The organism is Croceicoccus sp. (genome assembly GCF_983967925.1).
Genome location: NZ_CFETID010000003.1, coordinates 127,322 through 143,309 on the forward strand (window position 1 = coordinate 127,322; position 15,988 = coordinate 143,309).

Consider the following 15,988-nt stretch of genomic DNA (forward strand, 5'->3'; position numbering starts at 1 on the left):
TTCGCCCCCATCGATGGAGGCGCAAACACGATGGCCAGGCAGGCCCCGCAGCGAAGAAGATCGAGACGCCTCGTGGCGTTTGCAATCGCAGGTGCGGGTCTGGTCGGATTGCTTGGCGGGGCTCTTGGCGGGGCCGCGGGGGCGTACTGGGTGCTGCAAACGATCGGCACGCCCAAGATCACGCCCGCCGCCCGGAACGCCGTGCTGGCCTATGACGACATGCCGGCCGATGGCATGCGGCCGGTCGATATCGCGGGGCTGCGCCGCAACGGTACCCCGCTCAACCCCTGCGTCATTTCCTTTCTGCAAGAGAACGAGGAATTGTTCGGCTCCGCGGATTGGGCGAATGTCCGGTTCCACCCCGAATTCCGCAACGACGACATCATTAACGAGGTCGCCTTTGCGCGCGGAGTGCTTGGTATCACGCGCCAGAACGACGTCTACATCGCCGTTCCCAAAGAGCCGTCAAACCTCAACCAGCTGAACGAACGGTTGTTCTTCCACGAACTGGCCCATGTCGCCCAATATGCAGCCGGCCTCGACATCGGCGATTACGCCACCAGCGCTGCCGCGAGCTATGCCAATGGGGCGCAACCGAAACAGAACTTCTACGAAGAGCAAGTGCGTGACAAGGAGCAGGCGATGCTGGATGCCTGGTATGCCAGCGACCAGCGCCGCGTCTGCCATCCCGATCTGGAAGACGCCTCCCGCCGCGCGGAAAGCGAGCGTCCTGAGGTGCAATATGCATTCTTCGATACGGACAAGGGCGAATATGAAATCGTCAGGCACCGGCTGCATGTCGGCAAGGGCTTTGCGCTGCCCACCCATCCGGCGCCTGCTCCAAAAGCCATCGAGACCGAAGCGGATGCCGGTTGAAACCGCGCGCCCGGCAAATTTTCAGGGCTTGCGAAAATTTCATTAGATAGCGCCTCGAATCTGTCGTAAATCATCGACCAGCACGTGCCGGATTCCAGTCAGGCGGCGGCTTCTATGCCTGTTTTTTCAAGGCGAAGTTTTCGTGCCATCATCCAGATATTCGCAATGACGATCAGCCTTTCGAACGCTCTGCAGTCGGGTCATGCTCCCTTCTGCCGATCGGAACGCTGAACGCTTTCGCGAGGTTTTTTCGAAAGACCACTATCCATGCCCAGCAGGATCAAACCGCTCGACGCCATTTTGGCGACCGCGGAAAAGCATGCCCTTCCCCGCTCTCTCGGCCCCGTACAACTGATGCTGCTGGGCATCGGCGCCATCATTGGCACCGGCATTTTTGTCCTGACCGCCGCCGCTGCGCAAAAGGCGGGGCCCGGCATGATCTGGAGCTTCGTGATCGCTGGCGGCGTCTGCGCAGTCGCGGCGCTCTGCTATTCCGAACTGGCCTCGATGGTGCCGGTTTCGGGATCGGCCTATACCTATTCCTACGCCGTGGTCGGCGAATTGCTGGCCTGGATGGTCGGCTGGGCGCTTATCCTCGAATATGCGGTGGCCGCCGCTGCCGTGTGCGTCGGCTGGTCCGGCTATTTCATGGGCCTGATCGAAAGCGCTACGGGATTTGCCCTGCCCACGGCCCTATCCGCGGGGCCTGCGTGGTCGCTGGCGGGCGTCGACTTCAGCCATGGCCTCATCAACCTTCCCGCGATCGGCGTGGCACTGGCGGTCACGGCCCTGCTGGTGGTCGGCACGAAGGAAAGCGCCACGTTCAACGCGGTGCTGGTCGCGATCAAGATCGCAGCGCTCACGCTTTTTATCGCGCTGACCGTTCCCGCGATGGATAGCGGGAATTTCACGCCCTTCGCACCCAATGGCTGGTTCGGCCCCGAAGGCACGAGCGGGCTGGGCATCGTCGGCGCGGCGGCGTCGATCTTCTTCGCCTACGTGGGCTTCGACGCCGTCTCGACCGCAGCCGAGGAGACCCGCGACCCGCAGCGCAACGTGCCGATCGGCCTGATCGGCAGTCTCGTGGTCTGTACCGCGTTCTACCTCCTCGTCACCATGGGCGCGATCGGCACCATCGGCGCACAGCCCACCTCGCTCGGTGTCCAGCCCGGATCGGCGGAATTCGCCCGCGAATGCGCGGCGCTGGCGGCGCAGGGCGCAGAGCCGCTGGTCTGTTCGGACGAAGCGCTGGCGCATGTTCTGCGTGCGATAAACCAGGGCTGGGCCGGCAATCTGGTCGGGATTGCCGCCAATCTGGCGCTGCCTTCGGTCATTCTTATGATGCTGTACGGTCAGACCCGCATCTTTTTCGTGATGGCGCGTGACGGCCTGCTTCCCGAAAAGCTGGCCACCATCCACCCGCGCTGGAAGACCCCGCATATCGTGACGATCATCACCGGCGTATGCGTCGCCATCGCTGCCGCGCTGCTCCCGGTGGGCCAGCTGGCCGATATCTCGAACTCGGGCACGCTTTTCGCCTTCTTCATGGTGGCGGTTGCGGTGATGATCCTGCGCAAGCGCGATCCGCACCGCAAACGCCCGTTCCGCACGCCGGCGGTATGGGTCGTCGCCCCGGTTGCCGCCGCAGGATGCGTCGCGCTGTTCGTCAACTTGCCGTTCGAAGCGATGCTGGTGCTGCCGGTGTGGGGCGCGATCGGGCTGGCGGTCTATTTCCTGTATGGCCACCGCCACAGCCATGTCGGCCGCGGTTTAATCGAAGTTCACGAGCAGGATCCCGAGGCCCCGCAGCCGCCCATCGTCCATCCCTGATAGCGCCGAAAAATTTTATGGCGACAATGTGGCAATAATATGGACAGTCCGCCACATTCTCGTCTAAAGGATGCGCGTCGGCTCATCGTGAGTCGGCATTCGAGGATTTTGCACATGAAGAAGATTGCTCTCGTTCTCGCTGCCAGCAGCGCTGCTTTCGCGATGACCGCTTGCTCGGAACCCACCGAAGAAGCGACGACCGAAGAAGTTGCGGCTGAAGAAGTTGCTGCTCCCGTCGTTGAAGAGCCCGTCGTCGAGGAAACCGACGTCGTGACCGACGAAGCCGTTGCTCCGGTTGCTGAAGAAGCTGCTACGGACGCTGCCGTCGACGCCACCGTCGAAGCTGCTCCGGCCGAGTAATCGCGCCGCCGGATTTCCGGCAAGGATACGGCCCGCCTCCCACTTGGGAAGCGGGCCGTTTTCTTTTGGTTGTTACCCTTCGGAAGAAGACGGGGTCGCGGGCGCATTGACCGCATCGCATCGGCCGCTAAACACGTGCCAACCCAAGACCTTAACCCAAAGGATCACGATGACCAGACTGGCCGCGCTGGGCGCTAGCCTATTCGCCCTCACGCTTGCCCTTTCGTCCCAGGCGGCTCTGGCCGTGCAGGACGAATCCACCGAGGTCTCGGCGAATACGCCGCCCGCCGCCTCCGCTTCGGCGCAGGGTAGCGAGCAGAGCGGGCCGAACCGCCGCTTTACCGGCGCAGACCTGTTCGACCTCTCCATCGCCGCCGATCCGCAGATCAGCCCAGACGGCAGGCGCATCGCCTATGTGCGAAAATCAAATGACATCATGACCGACCGGGCGCGCAGTTCGATCTGGCTGATCGATACGGCGACGGGATCGGAAATTCCGATCACCGGCATGATGAACGACGCCTTCTCGCCCCGCTGGTCGCCCGACGGCAAGCGCCTGGCCTTCGTTTCGACCGAGGGCGGCAGCGCCCAGATGTGGGTGCGCTGGATCGACGCGGGGGAGAGCGTGCGCCTGACCGGCCTTCCCTCCAGCCCCGGCAGCATTGCATGGGCACCCGACGGCAATTCCATCGCCTACAGCATGACGGTCGAGGACAGCGGCCTGCAACTGGGCAGCCAGCCCGAGGGCAAGCCCGAAGGCGCGGAATGGGCCGAGCCGCTGGAGATCCACGACCTTGTCACCTATCGCGCCGACGGCGCCGGCTATCTCAAGCCCGGTTTCGAGAAGATCTTTCTGGTCCCTGCCACCGGCGGCGCGCCGCGCCAGCTGACCTTTGGGCCCTATCACGACGGCGGCCCGCTCAGCTGGTCGCGCGATGGCAGCACAATCTACTTCGGCGCCAACCGGAACGCAGACTGGCAGACCGATCCGGTGGAAGGCGACATATGGGCGCTCGACATCGCAAGCGCAGCCCTTACGCAGCTCACCACGCGGGACGGTCCCGACAGCGGACCCGTCGTTTCGCCCGACGGACGCCTGATCGCCTATACCGGTTTCGACGACGCGGGCCGCGCGTATGAGAATGCCGACATGTATGTCATGGACCGCGATGGCGGCAATATCCGCAATCTGACCACAGACTGGGACTACAGCCCGGACGGGCTGCAATGGGACGCCGACGGCCGCGCGGTCTATGCGCAATATGACGTCGCGGGCGAAACCCGCGTCGCGCGCATCTCGCTCGACGGTTCGGTGCGCGATGTGGCCAGCGGCCTGTCCGGCGGCGGCCTCGACCGCCCCTACACGGGCGGCAGCTTCTCGGTCGCGGACAATGACGCCATCGCCTTCACCGGCGGTACGCCGAGCCGTCCGGCGGAGGTTCAATTGGCCAAGGGCGGCGACACGCGCTTCCTGACCGATCTCAACCGCTCCCTGCGCGAAGTGAAGGCGCTGGGCGAAGTGCGCAAGATCACCGCCAGCTCCAGTTTCGACGGGCAGCAGATCGACGGCTGGCTCACCCTCCCCCCCGGATACCGCGAGGGGCAGCGCGTGCCGCTAATCCTGGAAATCCATGGCGGCCCCTTTGCGGCCTATGGCCCGCATTTCGCGACCGACAATCAGCTTTATGCCGCTTCGGGCTATGCCGTGCTGTCGGCCAATCCGCGCGGATCGACCAGCTATGGCGAGGCCTTCGCGAATGGCATCGACAAGGCCTATCCCGGCAATGATTATTTCGACCTGATGAGCATCGTCGACCGCGCGGTCGAATTGGGTGTCGCGGACGAGAATGCGCTGTTCGTCACGGGCGGATCGGGCGGCGGCGCGCTGACCAGCTGGATCGTCGGCAAGACCAACCGGTTCAAGGCGGCGGCCACGCAAAAGCCGGTCATCAACTGGACGACGCAGGCGCTGACATCCGACGGCGCAGCATTCTTCGGGCCGTACTGGATCGGTGCGCAGCCGTGGGAAGATCCCGAGGCGTTCTGGAAGGTCTCACCGCTCTCGCTGGTCGGCAATGTCGAAACGCCGACGCTGGTCGTGGTGGGAAGCGAGGATTACCGCACCCCCGTCAGCGAGTCCGAGCAATATTACACCGCGCTGCGCCTGCGCGGCGTGCCGACCGCGCTGGTCAAGGTGCCGGGTGCCAGCCATGGCGGCATCGCGGCCCGCCCCTCGCAAAGCGCGGCCAAGGCGGCGGCGATCCTGGCATGGTTCGACAAGTACCGGACCGGCTGGACCCCGCCCGCAGCTGCGGCGACGGCACCGGCCGCGAACTAGGCCGGTTGCGGCCCGGCGTCCTTGTCCCCGGACGGGGCGCCGGGCCGGAAGCCTTCGGGAATGGTGCGAAAGTGCAGGTCGCGCTGGGGGAAGGGAATCTCGATATTCTCTTCGGCAAAGCGGCGCGCGATTTCGAAATTGATCGCCGATGACGTGGGCGCGCCGTCGGTCGCCTGATGCACGAAGGCGAGGATCTTCACATTGATCGAACTGTCGCCAAAGCCGTCCATCGCCACGGCGGGTTCGGGATCGCTCAGCACATCCTCGTTCGAATGGGCGATCTCGAGCAGGATCTGGCGCACCCGCTCCAGATCCGTGCCATAGGCGACACCCACCGGCACGACGATGCGCGCCGGACCGGTGCTGAAGCTGCGGTTGATCACGACGCCGGTAATCAGTTCCGAATTGGGCACGATGATCTGATGGCGATCGAATGTCTCGATATGGGTGGAGCGGACCGCGATCTTGCGCACGATGCCGGAATGCTCGCCGACCTGGATCCAGTCACCCACCTTCACCGGCCTTTCGATCAGCAGGATGATCCCGCTGGTGAAATTCTCCACCACCGACTGTAGGCCAAAGCCCAGACCGACCGACAGCGCACCCGCCACGAAAGCAAGGCTCGACAGGTCGAGGCCGGTGGTGGCGATGGCGATCAGCGCGGCGAGGAATATGCCGATATAGCCGATGAAGGTCAGTATGGCGGCCTGTGCACCGGCCTCCATCCCGAACTCCGGCATGACCGATATTTTCAGGAACCGCTGCAGCCAGCGCGTCACGAAATAGCCGATGAAGAACACCGCCGCGAATGTCGCCACATCGCCTAGCGAAAGGCGCACCTCGCCAAAGGACACGCCTTCGCGCAGGAGGATGATGCCGTCGGTAATCTCGTTCGCGTCATATCCCCATATGATCGCCAGCAGGATCACCACCACGATCGTCTCGATCAGCCCCGTCAGCAAAGGCAGCAGATGCAGCCCCCGCCGGTAGCGCGAAAGCGACCCCGTCGCGATCGCGCTGATGACCAGCACGAACGAGCGGTGGAGATAGACCGCGATACCGATCAGCGAGAGCGAGAGCAGGCTGGCCGAGAAGAAGAACCGCGAGAGCAGTTCGTACCCCACAAGCACCGCGCCGATCGATATGATCGCGAACAGCTTGAGCAGCCGGGCGATCGGCGTCGAGAAGTCGATGCCTTTTTCCGCTCCGCTGGCGACCGCTTCGCTCCTGACGTGGTCCTCATAATAACGCCGTCCCTCGCGCAGGTAGTTCGCGAGACGCCACAGGAGCCAGGCCCCCAATATGACCATGACCGCCGACGCAAGACGAGCGAAATTGCTGCCAATCTGGCCGCCCTCTTCCAAGGAGCCGATGATTTGCTCGACGCCCAGAATGCCGGCCATGACGCGGATGGCATTGAGGGCATGTTGGGCACGGGCCGGCGGCAGGGTCACCAATCGCAGTTCGGGGAACGGCGAATTCAGTACGCCGCGTCCTATCCAATGCGCCACGGCCACAAATACGGCTGACGCCAGGACCGCCGCGACCAGACTGCCCAATGTTTCGATCGGTACGATGGGTAGAAGAAAGATCATCAGGGCGATGACACTGGCCAGCAGGGCAATGGCAAAAAACAGGCCCGCCGCCGCGTCGGCTACGACGGAAACGACGAGACGGCGAGCAATCGAGTTTTCGCCCATGTGCCACGCGGCCAGCTTCTGATTGATCTTTCGCCATGCGAAAAAACCGGCGAATGGGCCCACAATCAGCAGAAGCACGGCCACCGCCGCCGCACCCGCGATCTCTCCTGCATCATATTTTTCAAAGCTGGTGGCCATATGGGCCCTTGCCACCGTCATCGCATTGCCCAGTTCACCGGCGCTGCGAACCCAAAGCCTTGGATCGAGCGGAGAGAGGCCGCGCTGGGTGATGCGCTGCTGCTTGATCGCGGCGGAGCGGCTATCCAGTTCCGCGACCAGAACCGACGCCCGTGCTCCAGCCTCTCGCAGCCTCAGCGCCGGGGCGGAGACTGCGCCGAGCTGCTCTTTCAACGCCTCGCGCCGCGCGGTCACGGTTTCGGGCTCGCTTTCTCCCTCCGCCGGTACCGGACCAAGGGCGTCGATCTGTGCTTCCAGAATACGCGAGGCGGTCGATCCCTCTTCGGCGAGGCGCGCGGCAAGATCGCGGTCCGCAGCCAGCGCCTGCCGCAGTTCGTTGATCTGCGACTGCGCCGTGGCTGACAGATCGGTTGCCGGTGTTTGCAGCAGCGCGCGGGCTTTCCGGGCATTCGCCTCGAACCGGTCGAACAGGGCCCGCGTCCGCTCGCTTTCGCGGGGCTGCACGGCCTGTGTCGGCGCTGGCTCCGTCGTCGCGGCCGGCGCCGCCTTTGCGGATCCCGTCGGAATGGCAAGCGCCAGCAGCGCCGCCGCGAGCATCGACATGGCGAACGCCAGGCGGATCACACAAGCGAAAGCCCGATTATGACTGCGATTTCTGGCCGTTGCGGACATCTGCGGGTTACTGGCCGCGAAATCGGCGGGTTTCAACCCTGCGTGCCTGATCGAAAAGAAAGTCACCGGGCTGTTCCCACTCGCCGAATCGCGGGAATTCGGTTATGAAGATGACGGGTTCGGGAACGTTGATGGGGGTCTTTATGTCCACCAATGCCACGCACACATCCGGGCAGGTCGAACCTTTCCCGAAAGCCGCGAACGACCGCTCGCTCAGCGAGCAGCTGGAGCAGCTGCGCAACATGCTTCACAATGAATTTCCCGATGCGGAAGGGATATCGCTCAGCTTCGACGGGCAGTTGAAGGCCCATATCGATATCCGCAAGGGCGAGCAGTTGCTGTTCGTCGAAACACGGCTGGCCGGACTGGCCGGCGGGATCTTCAGCCAGATCCACCGCGGACCCGCGCCGCATCACCCCTTTCTGCATCGCATCAGCGCGACGATCGCCCGATAGGCTCTCGCCGGGGCGGGCGATGGGTCAATCGTTCGCGGCCAGCAGCGTCATGTTCTTCCCGCTGTTGTGCGCGCCGACGCTGGCAGAGGTGACCAGCACCGTCGTTCCCTCGACCATTCTTTCACGCAGCATATCGCGAAATCCGTCTGGCAGGCGCAGCCGGTCCAGCGCGGAAGTATCGAGTTCACGGCCCGCCTCGTCCTCGTGACCCGGCACCCCGATCAGCGTCCAGTGACGCGTTCCGTCGGCATCCTTGTGCAGCGTGGCCACATGGGTCCCGGCAAAACCGTCGATAAGCGCGCGCGCGCGGCCCACTTCCTGTCCGTTTCGCATCACGACGACCCGCTGGTCGCTGGTAGAAATGATGATCGACATCGGACCCGCATCGGGAACGGTATGATCCCATTCCCATTGCTCTTCCGCCGCCAGCGGGTGATGCCGCGCCGCATTGCCAATCTCGTCGATCGGCGCAAGCACGCCGCCCGCCGCCTGCCGCACCGGATCGCCCGCCCTTCCCGTCACGACGACGGTGCCGCCCATGCTGGTGATCTGGAACAGCTCCTTGGCGAAATTATAGGGCAGATGCACGCAGCCATGGCTTTCGGGATAGCCGGGCAAGCCGCCTGCATGCAGCGCCACCCCGTCCCAGGTAAGCCTCTCCTGATAGGGCATGGGCGCGTTGTTATAGGTGCTCGACCGGTGATCCGCATCCTTCTGCAGGATCTGGAACACGCCCGTCGGGGTTTCATGTCCAGGCTTTCCGGTCGATACGGTGGACACGCCGATGGCCACCCCGTTTCGGTACACGGTCGCCAATTGCGCCGTCAGGTCGACAAGCACCGTCACCGGGCCGTCGGCGGCGATCTCGGGCGCCCAGACCCAGTCGCCCGGTTGCAAATTGGCGGCGGCTTCGGCCAGTTCGATCTGCGAGGACGTCTTCGCGCCCTGCATCGCCCCCGCAGCCGGAGCGAACGCGATGGCCAAGGCCGCGATTCCGATGGCGACCGATCGGGTTTGCGTAGTCGTAAAGCGCATGACCTGCCAATTCCCTCTTGGCTGAACCTTGACGGCGACAAATAACGCATGTCCTGGCGTTCCATCCAGTTTGCGCGCCGAACCTATCAGACAATCGGTGAATTTCGAACGATTATCGGCCGCATCAATCACCTCGAATAGCCGCGCCGTCTCTCCCTTGGTTTCGAGCGGTGAGTTCTTGCGGCTGCGTCATGAAGTAGACACGATCGGGTCGTATATTCGCGTCGATCATCAAAGCCACTTTCGCGAATCATGCAAGACGTGTAACTTACAGCTATGTCAGCAAATCCCTTCTCCATGCCGATCACGGTCGACCCCTCGGATATCGATTTCATGGGGCACGTGAACAATTCGCGCTATCTGGGGTGGGTGCAGGATGTCGTGCTGTCGCACTGGCGCGCGCATGCGCCGGCCGATGCGGTCGCCAGCCGCCTGTGGGTCGCGCTCAAGCATGAGATTACCTATCGCAGGCCCGCTTTCCTCGGTGATGAGGTTACGGCGCATACCGTACTGGAAAAGGTCCGCGGTGCGCGGGCCTATTACAGCACGATCATCGAACGCACCCGCGACAAGGGTGCCGAAATTCTCGCGGAGATCGAATCCAGCTGGTGCTGCGTCGATGCCGAAAGCCTGCGCCCCGCCCGCATCACCGAACAGCTGCAACAGATGTTCAACGCGAACGTGGCCAGCAATCAGCCTGGCTGATCGGACAGCTGCTCGCGGGTCAGCTGGACAAAGACGTCTTCCAGATCAGGCTCACGTGTGGTGACATCCACGATGGCGCAGCCCTGCTGCTGGACAAGCGACAGAACCTCGCCCGCGGTCAGCTGATCCTTGTCGAAGGTAATCGCGACGCTGTTCTCGTCCGTCAGTTCGGACTTGATGAAGGCGGGATGGGTCAGCGCCTTGTCGATCGGCTGGTCGATGGTAACCTCCACCACCTTTTCGCGCGCCATCTCGACCAGTTCGCGCGTGGGCTTGTCCGCGATCAGGCGGCCATGGTTGATGATGGCGATGCGGTCGCACAACTCCTCGGCCTCTTCGAGGTAGTGGGTGGTCAGCACCACCGTCACGCCCTGCTTGTTGAGGTCGAGTACCAGCTCCCACAGCTGGCGCCTGAGATCGACGTCGACACCCGCCGTCGGCTCGTCTAGCACCAGGATCGGCGGCGAATGCACCATCGCCTTGGCGACCAGCAACCGCCGCTTCATCCCGCCCGACAGCGAGCGGGCATAGGCATGGGCCTTGTCCTCAAGCCGCACCGCTTTCAGCAATTCCTCGCTGCGGCGCTTCGATTTCGGCACGCCGTAATAGCCCGCCATCACGTCCAGCACCTCGATCGGCGAGAAGAACGGATCGAACACGATCTCCTGCGGGACGATGCCGATGCTGGCCTTGGCGTTGCGGCGGTCCTTGTCGATGTCGAAGCCCCAGATCGACACCTCGCCCTCGGTCTTGGACACCAGCCCGGCAAGAATATTGATCATCGTCGACTTGCCCGCACCATTGGGCCCCAGCAATCCATAGATCATGCCGCGCGGCACATCGAAGCTGACATCCGTCAGCGCCTGCTTGGGCACCGTGCCCTTGCCGGTCGGCGCATAGGTCTTGGATAGGTTGCGGATCGAGATGGCGGATTGGGCAAGCGGGTTCATGGCAAAGCCATGTGGGGCAGCAGGCCGCGCCCGTAAAGGGTGCAGAGCAGACAGGGGCACGTTTTCGTCTGGAAATCCGGCAGGGCCGCTGATAATCGCAGTCGCATGACCGACACGCCCGAAACCGTCTATACCGATTCCACCCGCGTCAGCTGCGACGGGGCCAGCGATATTCGCCAGGGCTTCGGCTATCGTCCCTCGGCGCTGGGCCATCCGCGCGTCTGGCTTGAAATTGACGAGAAGGGCTATGTCGATTGCGGCTATTGCGATCGGCGTTTCGTGCTGAACAGCGGGCCGAACGATGCCCGCGCGCATGACGTCACCGGCGTCGATCCGGCGCTGGGTGCCGCACGCGAAGAGCGGATCTAGGCCCCCGCGCACGCCGCGCTGTCAAAACCGCGCGGCACTGCCTATATCGGGCGGATGACTATTCCGACCGATCCACGCTCGCTCCTCTATCGCCCCGACCAGCTCGATCCCGAGACTGCGCAGATCCTCGCGCGCGAAACGCTGTCCCGCTGCGACGACGGCGAGCTGTTCCTGCAGTTCACGGCGAGCGAAAGCTTTTCCTTCGACGACGGACGGCTGCGCACCGCCGATTATTCGCGCGAGGCGGGGTTCGGCCTGCGCGGCATATCGGGCGAGACCACCGGCTTTGCCCATGCGAACGAGATAAGCGCCTCCGCGATCCGCCGCGCGGGCGAGACGCTCTCGCTGCTCGACACCACAAGCCGGCCGCTCGCCGCGCCGCCGATCGCCACCAACCGCCACCTCTATACCGACGCCAGCCCGCTCGATGGGGTGGACTTCGCGAAGAAGGTGGCGCTGCTCGAAAAGATCGATGCCGCCGCCCGCGCCCGCGATCCGCGGGTCCGGCAGGTTACCGCGACGCTGGCCGGATCGTGGTCCGTTGTCGAGATCGTGCGCCCCGATGGCTTTGTCGCCACCGATGTGCGCCCGCTGGTCCGGCTGAACGTCGCTATCGTCGCGGAATCGAACGGACGGCGCGAAACCGGCTCGTTCGGCATGGGCGGCCGCCAGCTTTACGACGAGGTGATGGACGAGGCGAGCTGGAACCGCGCCATCGACGAAGCCTTGCGGCAGGCGTTGACCAATCTGGAAAGCATCCCCGCCCCCGCGGGCGTCTGCCCCGTGCTGCTCGGCCCCGGCTGGTGCGGCGTGCTGCTGCACGAGGCGGTCGGCCACGGACTTGAGGGCGACTTCAACCGCAAGGGCACCAGCGCATTCTCGGGCCGCATCGGCGAGCGTGTTGCCGCGCCCGGCGTCACCGTGGTCGATGACGGAACGATGGTGAACCGCCGCGGATCGCTCACTATCGATGACGAAGGCACGCCCACGCGTGAGAACGTGCTGATCGAGGATGGCATATTGAAAGGCTATATCCACGACCGGCTGAATGCCCGCCTGATGGGTGTGGAGCCGACCGGCAATGGCCGCCGGCAGTCCTATGCCCACGCCCCGATGCCGCGCATGACCAACACGTTCATGCGCAGCGGCAAGGACGATCCCGCCGAACTGCTGTCGCGCATGAAGGACGGCATCTATGCCACCAGCTTCGGCGGCGGGCAGGTCGACATCGTCTCCGGCAAGTTCGTCTTCAGCTGTACCGAGGCCTACAAGGTCGAAAACGGCAAGGTGGTCGCCCCGATCAAGGGCGCGACGTTGATAGGCGACGGGCCGACTGCGCTGACCAAGGTGATCGGTATCGGCAACGACATGGCGCTGGACGAAGGGATCGGCACCTGCGGCAAGGGCGGGCAGAGCGTGCCCGCCGGCGTCGGCCAGCCCAGCCTGCTGATCGAGGGTTTGACGGTCGGAGGAACGGGCGGCGGCGCAGCCTGATGTTGGCGCCCCGTCCGTGGGCGGCGGAAATCCTGCATGTCTGGTTCCACCTGCTCGGTCCCGATGATTGGTTTCGCGGCGGCGACGATGTCGATGCATTGCTGGAACGGCGTTTCGCGCGCGAATGGCACATGCTGCATCGCCGCCCGGCGCGCGAGTTCCTGACAGACCCGCTGACCGCGCAGGCCGCCGTCCTGCTGTTCGACCAGGTGCCGCGCAATCTGTTCCGCGACGACCCGCGCGCTTTCGCCAGCGATCCGCTTGCGCGCGCGATCGCCAAGGGTGCACTCGATCGCGGCTGGGACGAAGGGCTCGGCCAGGATGCCCGCCAGTTCTTCGCCATGCCACTGATGCACAGCGAGGATAATGCCGACCAGCGCCGCTCGCTGCGTTACTTCGCCACGCTTGGCGATTCGTTCGTGCTGTCCTTCGCACGGTCCCATTACCGGATGATCGCCCGCTTCGGCCGCTTCCCGCATCGCAACGATGTATTGGGCAGGCGCTCTACCGACCGTGAAGAGGCGGCAATCAAAGCTGGAAATGCATGGTGACCGGCATAATATACGGTCAGTAATGGTTCACGTGGCCGTCGCTATGACTTCGGCAAGGAGAATCGATATGACCGCCAGAACAAGACTATCCGCCATCATGTTGGGCGCTGTCGCACCTCTTGTCGCGCTCGCCCCCATGACTGCAATGGCACAGGACGATGAAACGCCTGCGGAATTGAGCAAGGGCGAGAAGCGTCTTGCCAAGGCGCTTGAAGGGCGGGTCGCTGGAACGCCGGAAAACTGCATCCTGCTCAGCCGGGTGAGCAGTTCCACCGTCTATGACGACACGGCCATCGTATACAAGGTCGGCAGCACGCTCTATGTCAACCGGCCCGAAAGCGGCGCGAACTATCTCGACAGCCGCGACGTCATGGTCGTGCGGACCAGCATCAACCGTCTGTGCGACGTCGATACGGTGCAGATGCGCGACCAGACCGGTTTCATGAGCGGAATCGTGTTTCTGGGCGAGTTCGTTCCCTATACCAAGCCCGAAAAGGAAGGCTAATCGTCCGTCTGGCGCGCAGCCTTCTTGCGGCGCGCGTTCAGATATCCGGCGACCAGCACCGGTGACATCAACAGCGGGTGCCGTTCGCGGAAGGGCGTAAGCGGCACCACGACGCCGCTATGCCGCTCGACCTTCCATGCGAGATAGCGCGCACCGCCTTCGAAGGTCGTGCCCGCCCGCAACAGGCGCACGATATTGAGCGGCTTGCCCATGCGCCGCCGACTGTTCCATCGCCGTAAAAGCGCGTCGCGCTCCAGCTCCATCAGGTGGGGACGCAGCACACCGTCGTCCCGATCGAAAGCGATACCGGCCGCCTTCCACGCGGCGGGCAGCAGACCATCGAAATGGCCCGCCCCGAATTCCAGTATCTGCTGCTCCCGGCCCGGCTTCTCGACACGCAGCTCTGCGCGATAGGTCGCGCGAAACAGCGCCTGCCAGTAATCGCGCTCCCGCCCGGTTTCAGGCCCTAGCGCGGCGGCAAAGCGCGCCGCCGTCATGCAGGCTGCTTCTATCGCCGCCGCCACCTGTCCGGCAGCCATGTCGTCCGCCGTCCAGGCCAGTGCGCAAGGCTGCACGAAACGCGCCCAGATCGTGGTGTCGGCGTGACGCCCCTCGGCCGCATGCATGAACGTGGAGAGCCGCATCACGGCAACCTTTGCCCGCAGCGTCTCGTCGTCATGCTCGCGCTCAAAATAGGCGACGCGGGGCCATAGACCCCGTTCTCGCGGACCATCGGTCAGGACGTAGAAATCGAGTACGCCTTCCAACGATCCGCTGCGCAGGTTCGAGCCATAGAACAGCACCGCACGCGCATCGTGCTGCGTGCCCAATTGCTGTGCAAAATCGCGGATTTCATCGCGAACGGGAGCCGAAAGCCCCTTTGAAACGCGGCCTTCAAGCGCCGCGCCGTCAGGCTGTTCCATCACGGCGTGACGAAGGCGATCGGCGCACCCTCGCGCAGGATGTAACGGCCACCGGGGAACACTTCGCCATCGAGCACGAAGCCGTCCTCCACATCGAGATCGAGCCGTTTTGCGTCGAGGCGGAAGATGCCCTTGCGCGCCAGCTTTGCATCGTTGCCGCCGCGGATCGTGCGCCAGAAATTGACGATGAAATTAGGTATCGGCGCTTCGGTGGCGAGCAGTTTCATGCCCGCCCGTTCCTGCCCGAAAGGACGCACGCCCAGCGGCAGGCGGTGCATGGTGGACACCAGCATGATGAGCCGGTTGCGCTCACCCTCGACCTCCATGCCCGGCTGCGAGGCGTCGGTTCCAGGGGCCTTGATGCTGATCCGCTTGCCTTCGCGCCAGCCCGAACCGCCAAGACCGAAAGCGACATTCGCGATCGAACCGAGCATGGACAATGCGACGGCGACGTTGTTGAACGCGCCGAAACGGTGTGTGGTCTGCGCAAGATCGGTGGCGCTGACGAAAATGCCGGCACCGAACAGAAAGCCGCGAACCGGCGGATCGCTTTCGCCCGGTCTCGTGATCTCGATCGCAGGTCGCGTGGTATAGCGGTCGGCATGCCATGCATCGATAACATCCGCGACGCCCGCATCGGCGTCGATACCCAGATCTATCGCCAGCGCATTGGTCTTGCCCTTGGGCAGAACGGCAATCGCGGGCGCGCCATGAGTCCACAGCTCGCCGCCGCATGTCAGCACGTCGCGAACGGTGCCGTCGCCGCCCGCCACGACGATCAGTTCCACGCCGCGGGCCTTGAAATCGACCAGCGTCCTGCGCAAATCCGCCCGGGTACGCGGCGTAAGGACATCGACGCCCGAGGGTACGTCGAGACCCTTGGTTTTCACGCCATGGCTGCGGGGATTGCAGATGACCGCGATACGCGACGCATCCTTTGGAGTGCGGCCGACGCGGTCGACGAAGGCAGGCGACGCGACGGGCGTGCGCTGCTCGTCCGCGGTCCCGTCAAGTGCGAGCCGGGCCAGGCTCCCGTTGTCGTAGATCGTGCCGTCCATGAATATGCCTTTACCTTGTTAAGGTAGGG

At 64.0% G+C, this 15,988-nt stretch carries 15 protein-coding genes; 10 read left to right on the plus strand and 5 right to left on the minus strand.

The features are described 5' to 3' along the window. The first annotated feature begins 72 nt into the window (after nucleotides 1-72). The 4 genes from AC4FIJ_RS02980 to AC4FIJ_RS02995 all read left to right on the plus strand — a co-directional run bounded on the left by AC4FIJ_RS02980 (nucleotide 73) and on the right by AC4FIJ_RS02995 (nucleotide 5,404). Nucleotides 73-876, plus strand: a complete 804-nt coding sequence (locus AC4FIJ_RS02980; protein WP_490335226.1) for an eCIS core domain-containing protein — start codon at nucleotides 73-75, stop codon at nucleotides 874-876. A 267-nt stretch (nucleotides 877-1,143) separates the two neighbouring features. After that, nucleotides 1,144-2,706, plus strand: a complete 1,563-nt coding sequence (locus tag AC4FIJ_RS02985) for an amino acid permease (RefSeq protein ID WP_490335227.1) — start codon at nucleotides 1,144-1,146, stop codon at nucleotides 2,704-2,706. A 114-nt stretch (nucleotides 2,707-2,820) separates the two neighbouring features. After that, a complete protein-coding gene (locus tag AC4FIJ_RS02990; protein ID WP_490335228.1) occupies nucleotides 2,821-3,066 on the plus strand; it encodes a hypothetical protein in 246 nt (81 codons plus the stop codon). A gap of 169 nt (nucleotides 3,067-3,235) precedes the next feature. Beyond that, entirely contained in the window at nucleotides 3,236-5,404 is a 2,169-nt protein-coding gene (locus tag AC4FIJ_RS02995; protein ID WP_490335229.1) for a prolyl oligopeptidase family serine peptidase, read from the plus strand. Here the strand turns inward: AC4FIJ_RS02995 and AC4FIJ_RS03000 are convergent. Next, nucleotides 5,401-7,845, minus strand: a complete 2,445-nt coding sequence (locus tag AC4FIJ_RS03000) for a mechanosensitive ion channel family protein (RefSeq protein ID WP_490335230.1) — start codon at nucleotides 7,843-7,845, stop codon at nucleotides 5,401-5,403. The two genes, AC4FIJ_RS02995 and AC4FIJ_RS03000, sit on opposite strands and share 4 nt — an antisense overlap. A gap of 212 nt (nucleotides 7,846-8,057) precedes the next feature. Here AC4FIJ_RS03000 and AC4FIJ_RS03005 point away from each other — a divergent pair, with 212 nt between their 5' ends. Next, the gene (locus AC4FIJ_RS03005) at nucleotides 8,058-8,369 is read left to right on the plus strand and encodes a hypothetical protein (RefSeq protein ID WP_490335231.1); all 312 of its coding nucleotides are present in this window, start codon (nucleotides 8,058-8,060) and stop codon (nucleotides 8,367-8,369) included. 24 nt (nucleotides 8,370-8,393) lie between these two features. On the opposite strand, the gene AC4FIJ_RS03010 is transcribed toward AC4FIJ_RS03005, so the two are convergent. Further along, entirely contained in the window at nucleotides 8,394-9,404 is a 1,011-nt protein-coding gene (locus AC4FIJ_RS03010; protein ID WP_490335232.1) for a L,D-transpeptidase, read from the minus strand. A 276-nt stretch (nucleotides 9,405-9,680) separates the two neighbouring features. Here AC4FIJ_RS03010 and AC4FIJ_RS03015 point away from each other — a divergent pair, with 276 nt between their 5' ends. Then, nucleotides 9,681-10,109 carry an acyl-CoA thioesterase gene (locus AC4FIJ_RS03015; protein ID WP_490335233.1) on the plus strand — a complete coding sequence of 143 codons (429 nt, stop codon included), beginning with the start codon at nucleotides 9,681-9,683 and terminating at the stop codon, nucleotides 10,107-10,109. Here the strand turns inward: AC4FIJ_RS03015 and AC4FIJ_RS03020 are convergent. Continuing rightward, nucleotides 10,097-11,059, minus strand: coding sequence for an ABC transporter ATP-binding protein (locus tag AC4FIJ_RS03020; RefSeq protein WP_490335234.1), 963 nt, complete (start codon nucleotides 11,057-11,059; stop codon nucleotides 10,097-10,099). The two genes, AC4FIJ_RS03015 and AC4FIJ_RS03020, sit on opposite strands and share 13 nt — an antisense overlap. 105 nt (nucleotides 11,060-11,164) lie before the next feature. Here AC4FIJ_RS03020 and AC4FIJ_RS03025 point away from each other — a divergent pair, with 105 nt between their 5' ends. From AC4FIJ_RS03025 to AC4FIJ_RS03040, 4 genes are all read left to right on the plus strand, one after another. Beyond that, nucleotides 11,165-11,428 (plus strand): zinc-finger domain-containing protein, encoded by a 264-nt coding sequence (locus tag AC4FIJ_RS03025; protein WP_490335235.1) that lies wholly within the window; start codon nucleotides 11,165-11,167, stop codon nucleotides 11,426-11,428. Between the two features lie 54 nt (nucleotides 11,429-11,482). After that, nucleotides 11,483-12,922, plus strand: a complete 1,440-nt coding sequence (tldD, locus tag AC4FIJ_RS03030) for a metalloprotease TldD (protein WP_490335236.1) — start codon at nucleotides 11,483-11,485, stop codon at nucleotides 12,920-12,922. After that, nucleotides 12,922-13,473: a DUF924 family protein gene (locus AC4FIJ_RS03035; RefSeq protein WP_490335237.1), complete on the plus strand. Its 552-nt coding sequence runs from the start codon at nucleotides 12,922-12,924 to the stop codon at nucleotides 13,471-13,473. The genes tldD and AC4FIJ_RS03035 overlap by 1 nt, the downstream gene beginning before the upstream one ends. A 67-nt stretch (nucleotides 13,474-13,540) precedes the next feature. After that, on the plus strand, nucleotides 13,541-13,978 hold the full coding sequence (locus tag AC4FIJ_RS03040) for a hypothetical protein (RefSeq protein ID WP_490335238.1): 438 nt from the start codon (nucleotides 13,541-13,543) through the stop codon (nucleotides 13,976-13,978). Here the strand turns inward: AC4FIJ_RS03040 and AC4FIJ_RS03045 are convergent. Both AC4FIJ_RS03045 and AC4FIJ_RS03050 read right to left on the minus strand, forming a co-directional pair. Beyond that, entirely contained in the window at nucleotides 13,975-14,901 is a 927-nt protein-coding gene (locus AC4FIJ_RS03045; protein ID WP_490335239.1) for a hypothetical protein, read from the minus strand. The two genes, AC4FIJ_RS03040 and AC4FIJ_RS03045, sit on opposite strands and share 4 nt — an antisense overlap. After that, entirely contained in the window at nucleotides 14,901-15,959 is a 1,059-nt protein-coding gene (locus tag AC4FIJ_RS03050) for a diacylglycerol/lipid kinase family protein (RefSeq protein ID WP_490335240.1), read from the minus strand. The genes AC4FIJ_RS03045 and AC4FIJ_RS03050 overlap by 1 nt, the downstream gene beginning before the upstream one ends. Nucleotides 15,960-15,988: the final 29 nt, after the last annotated feature.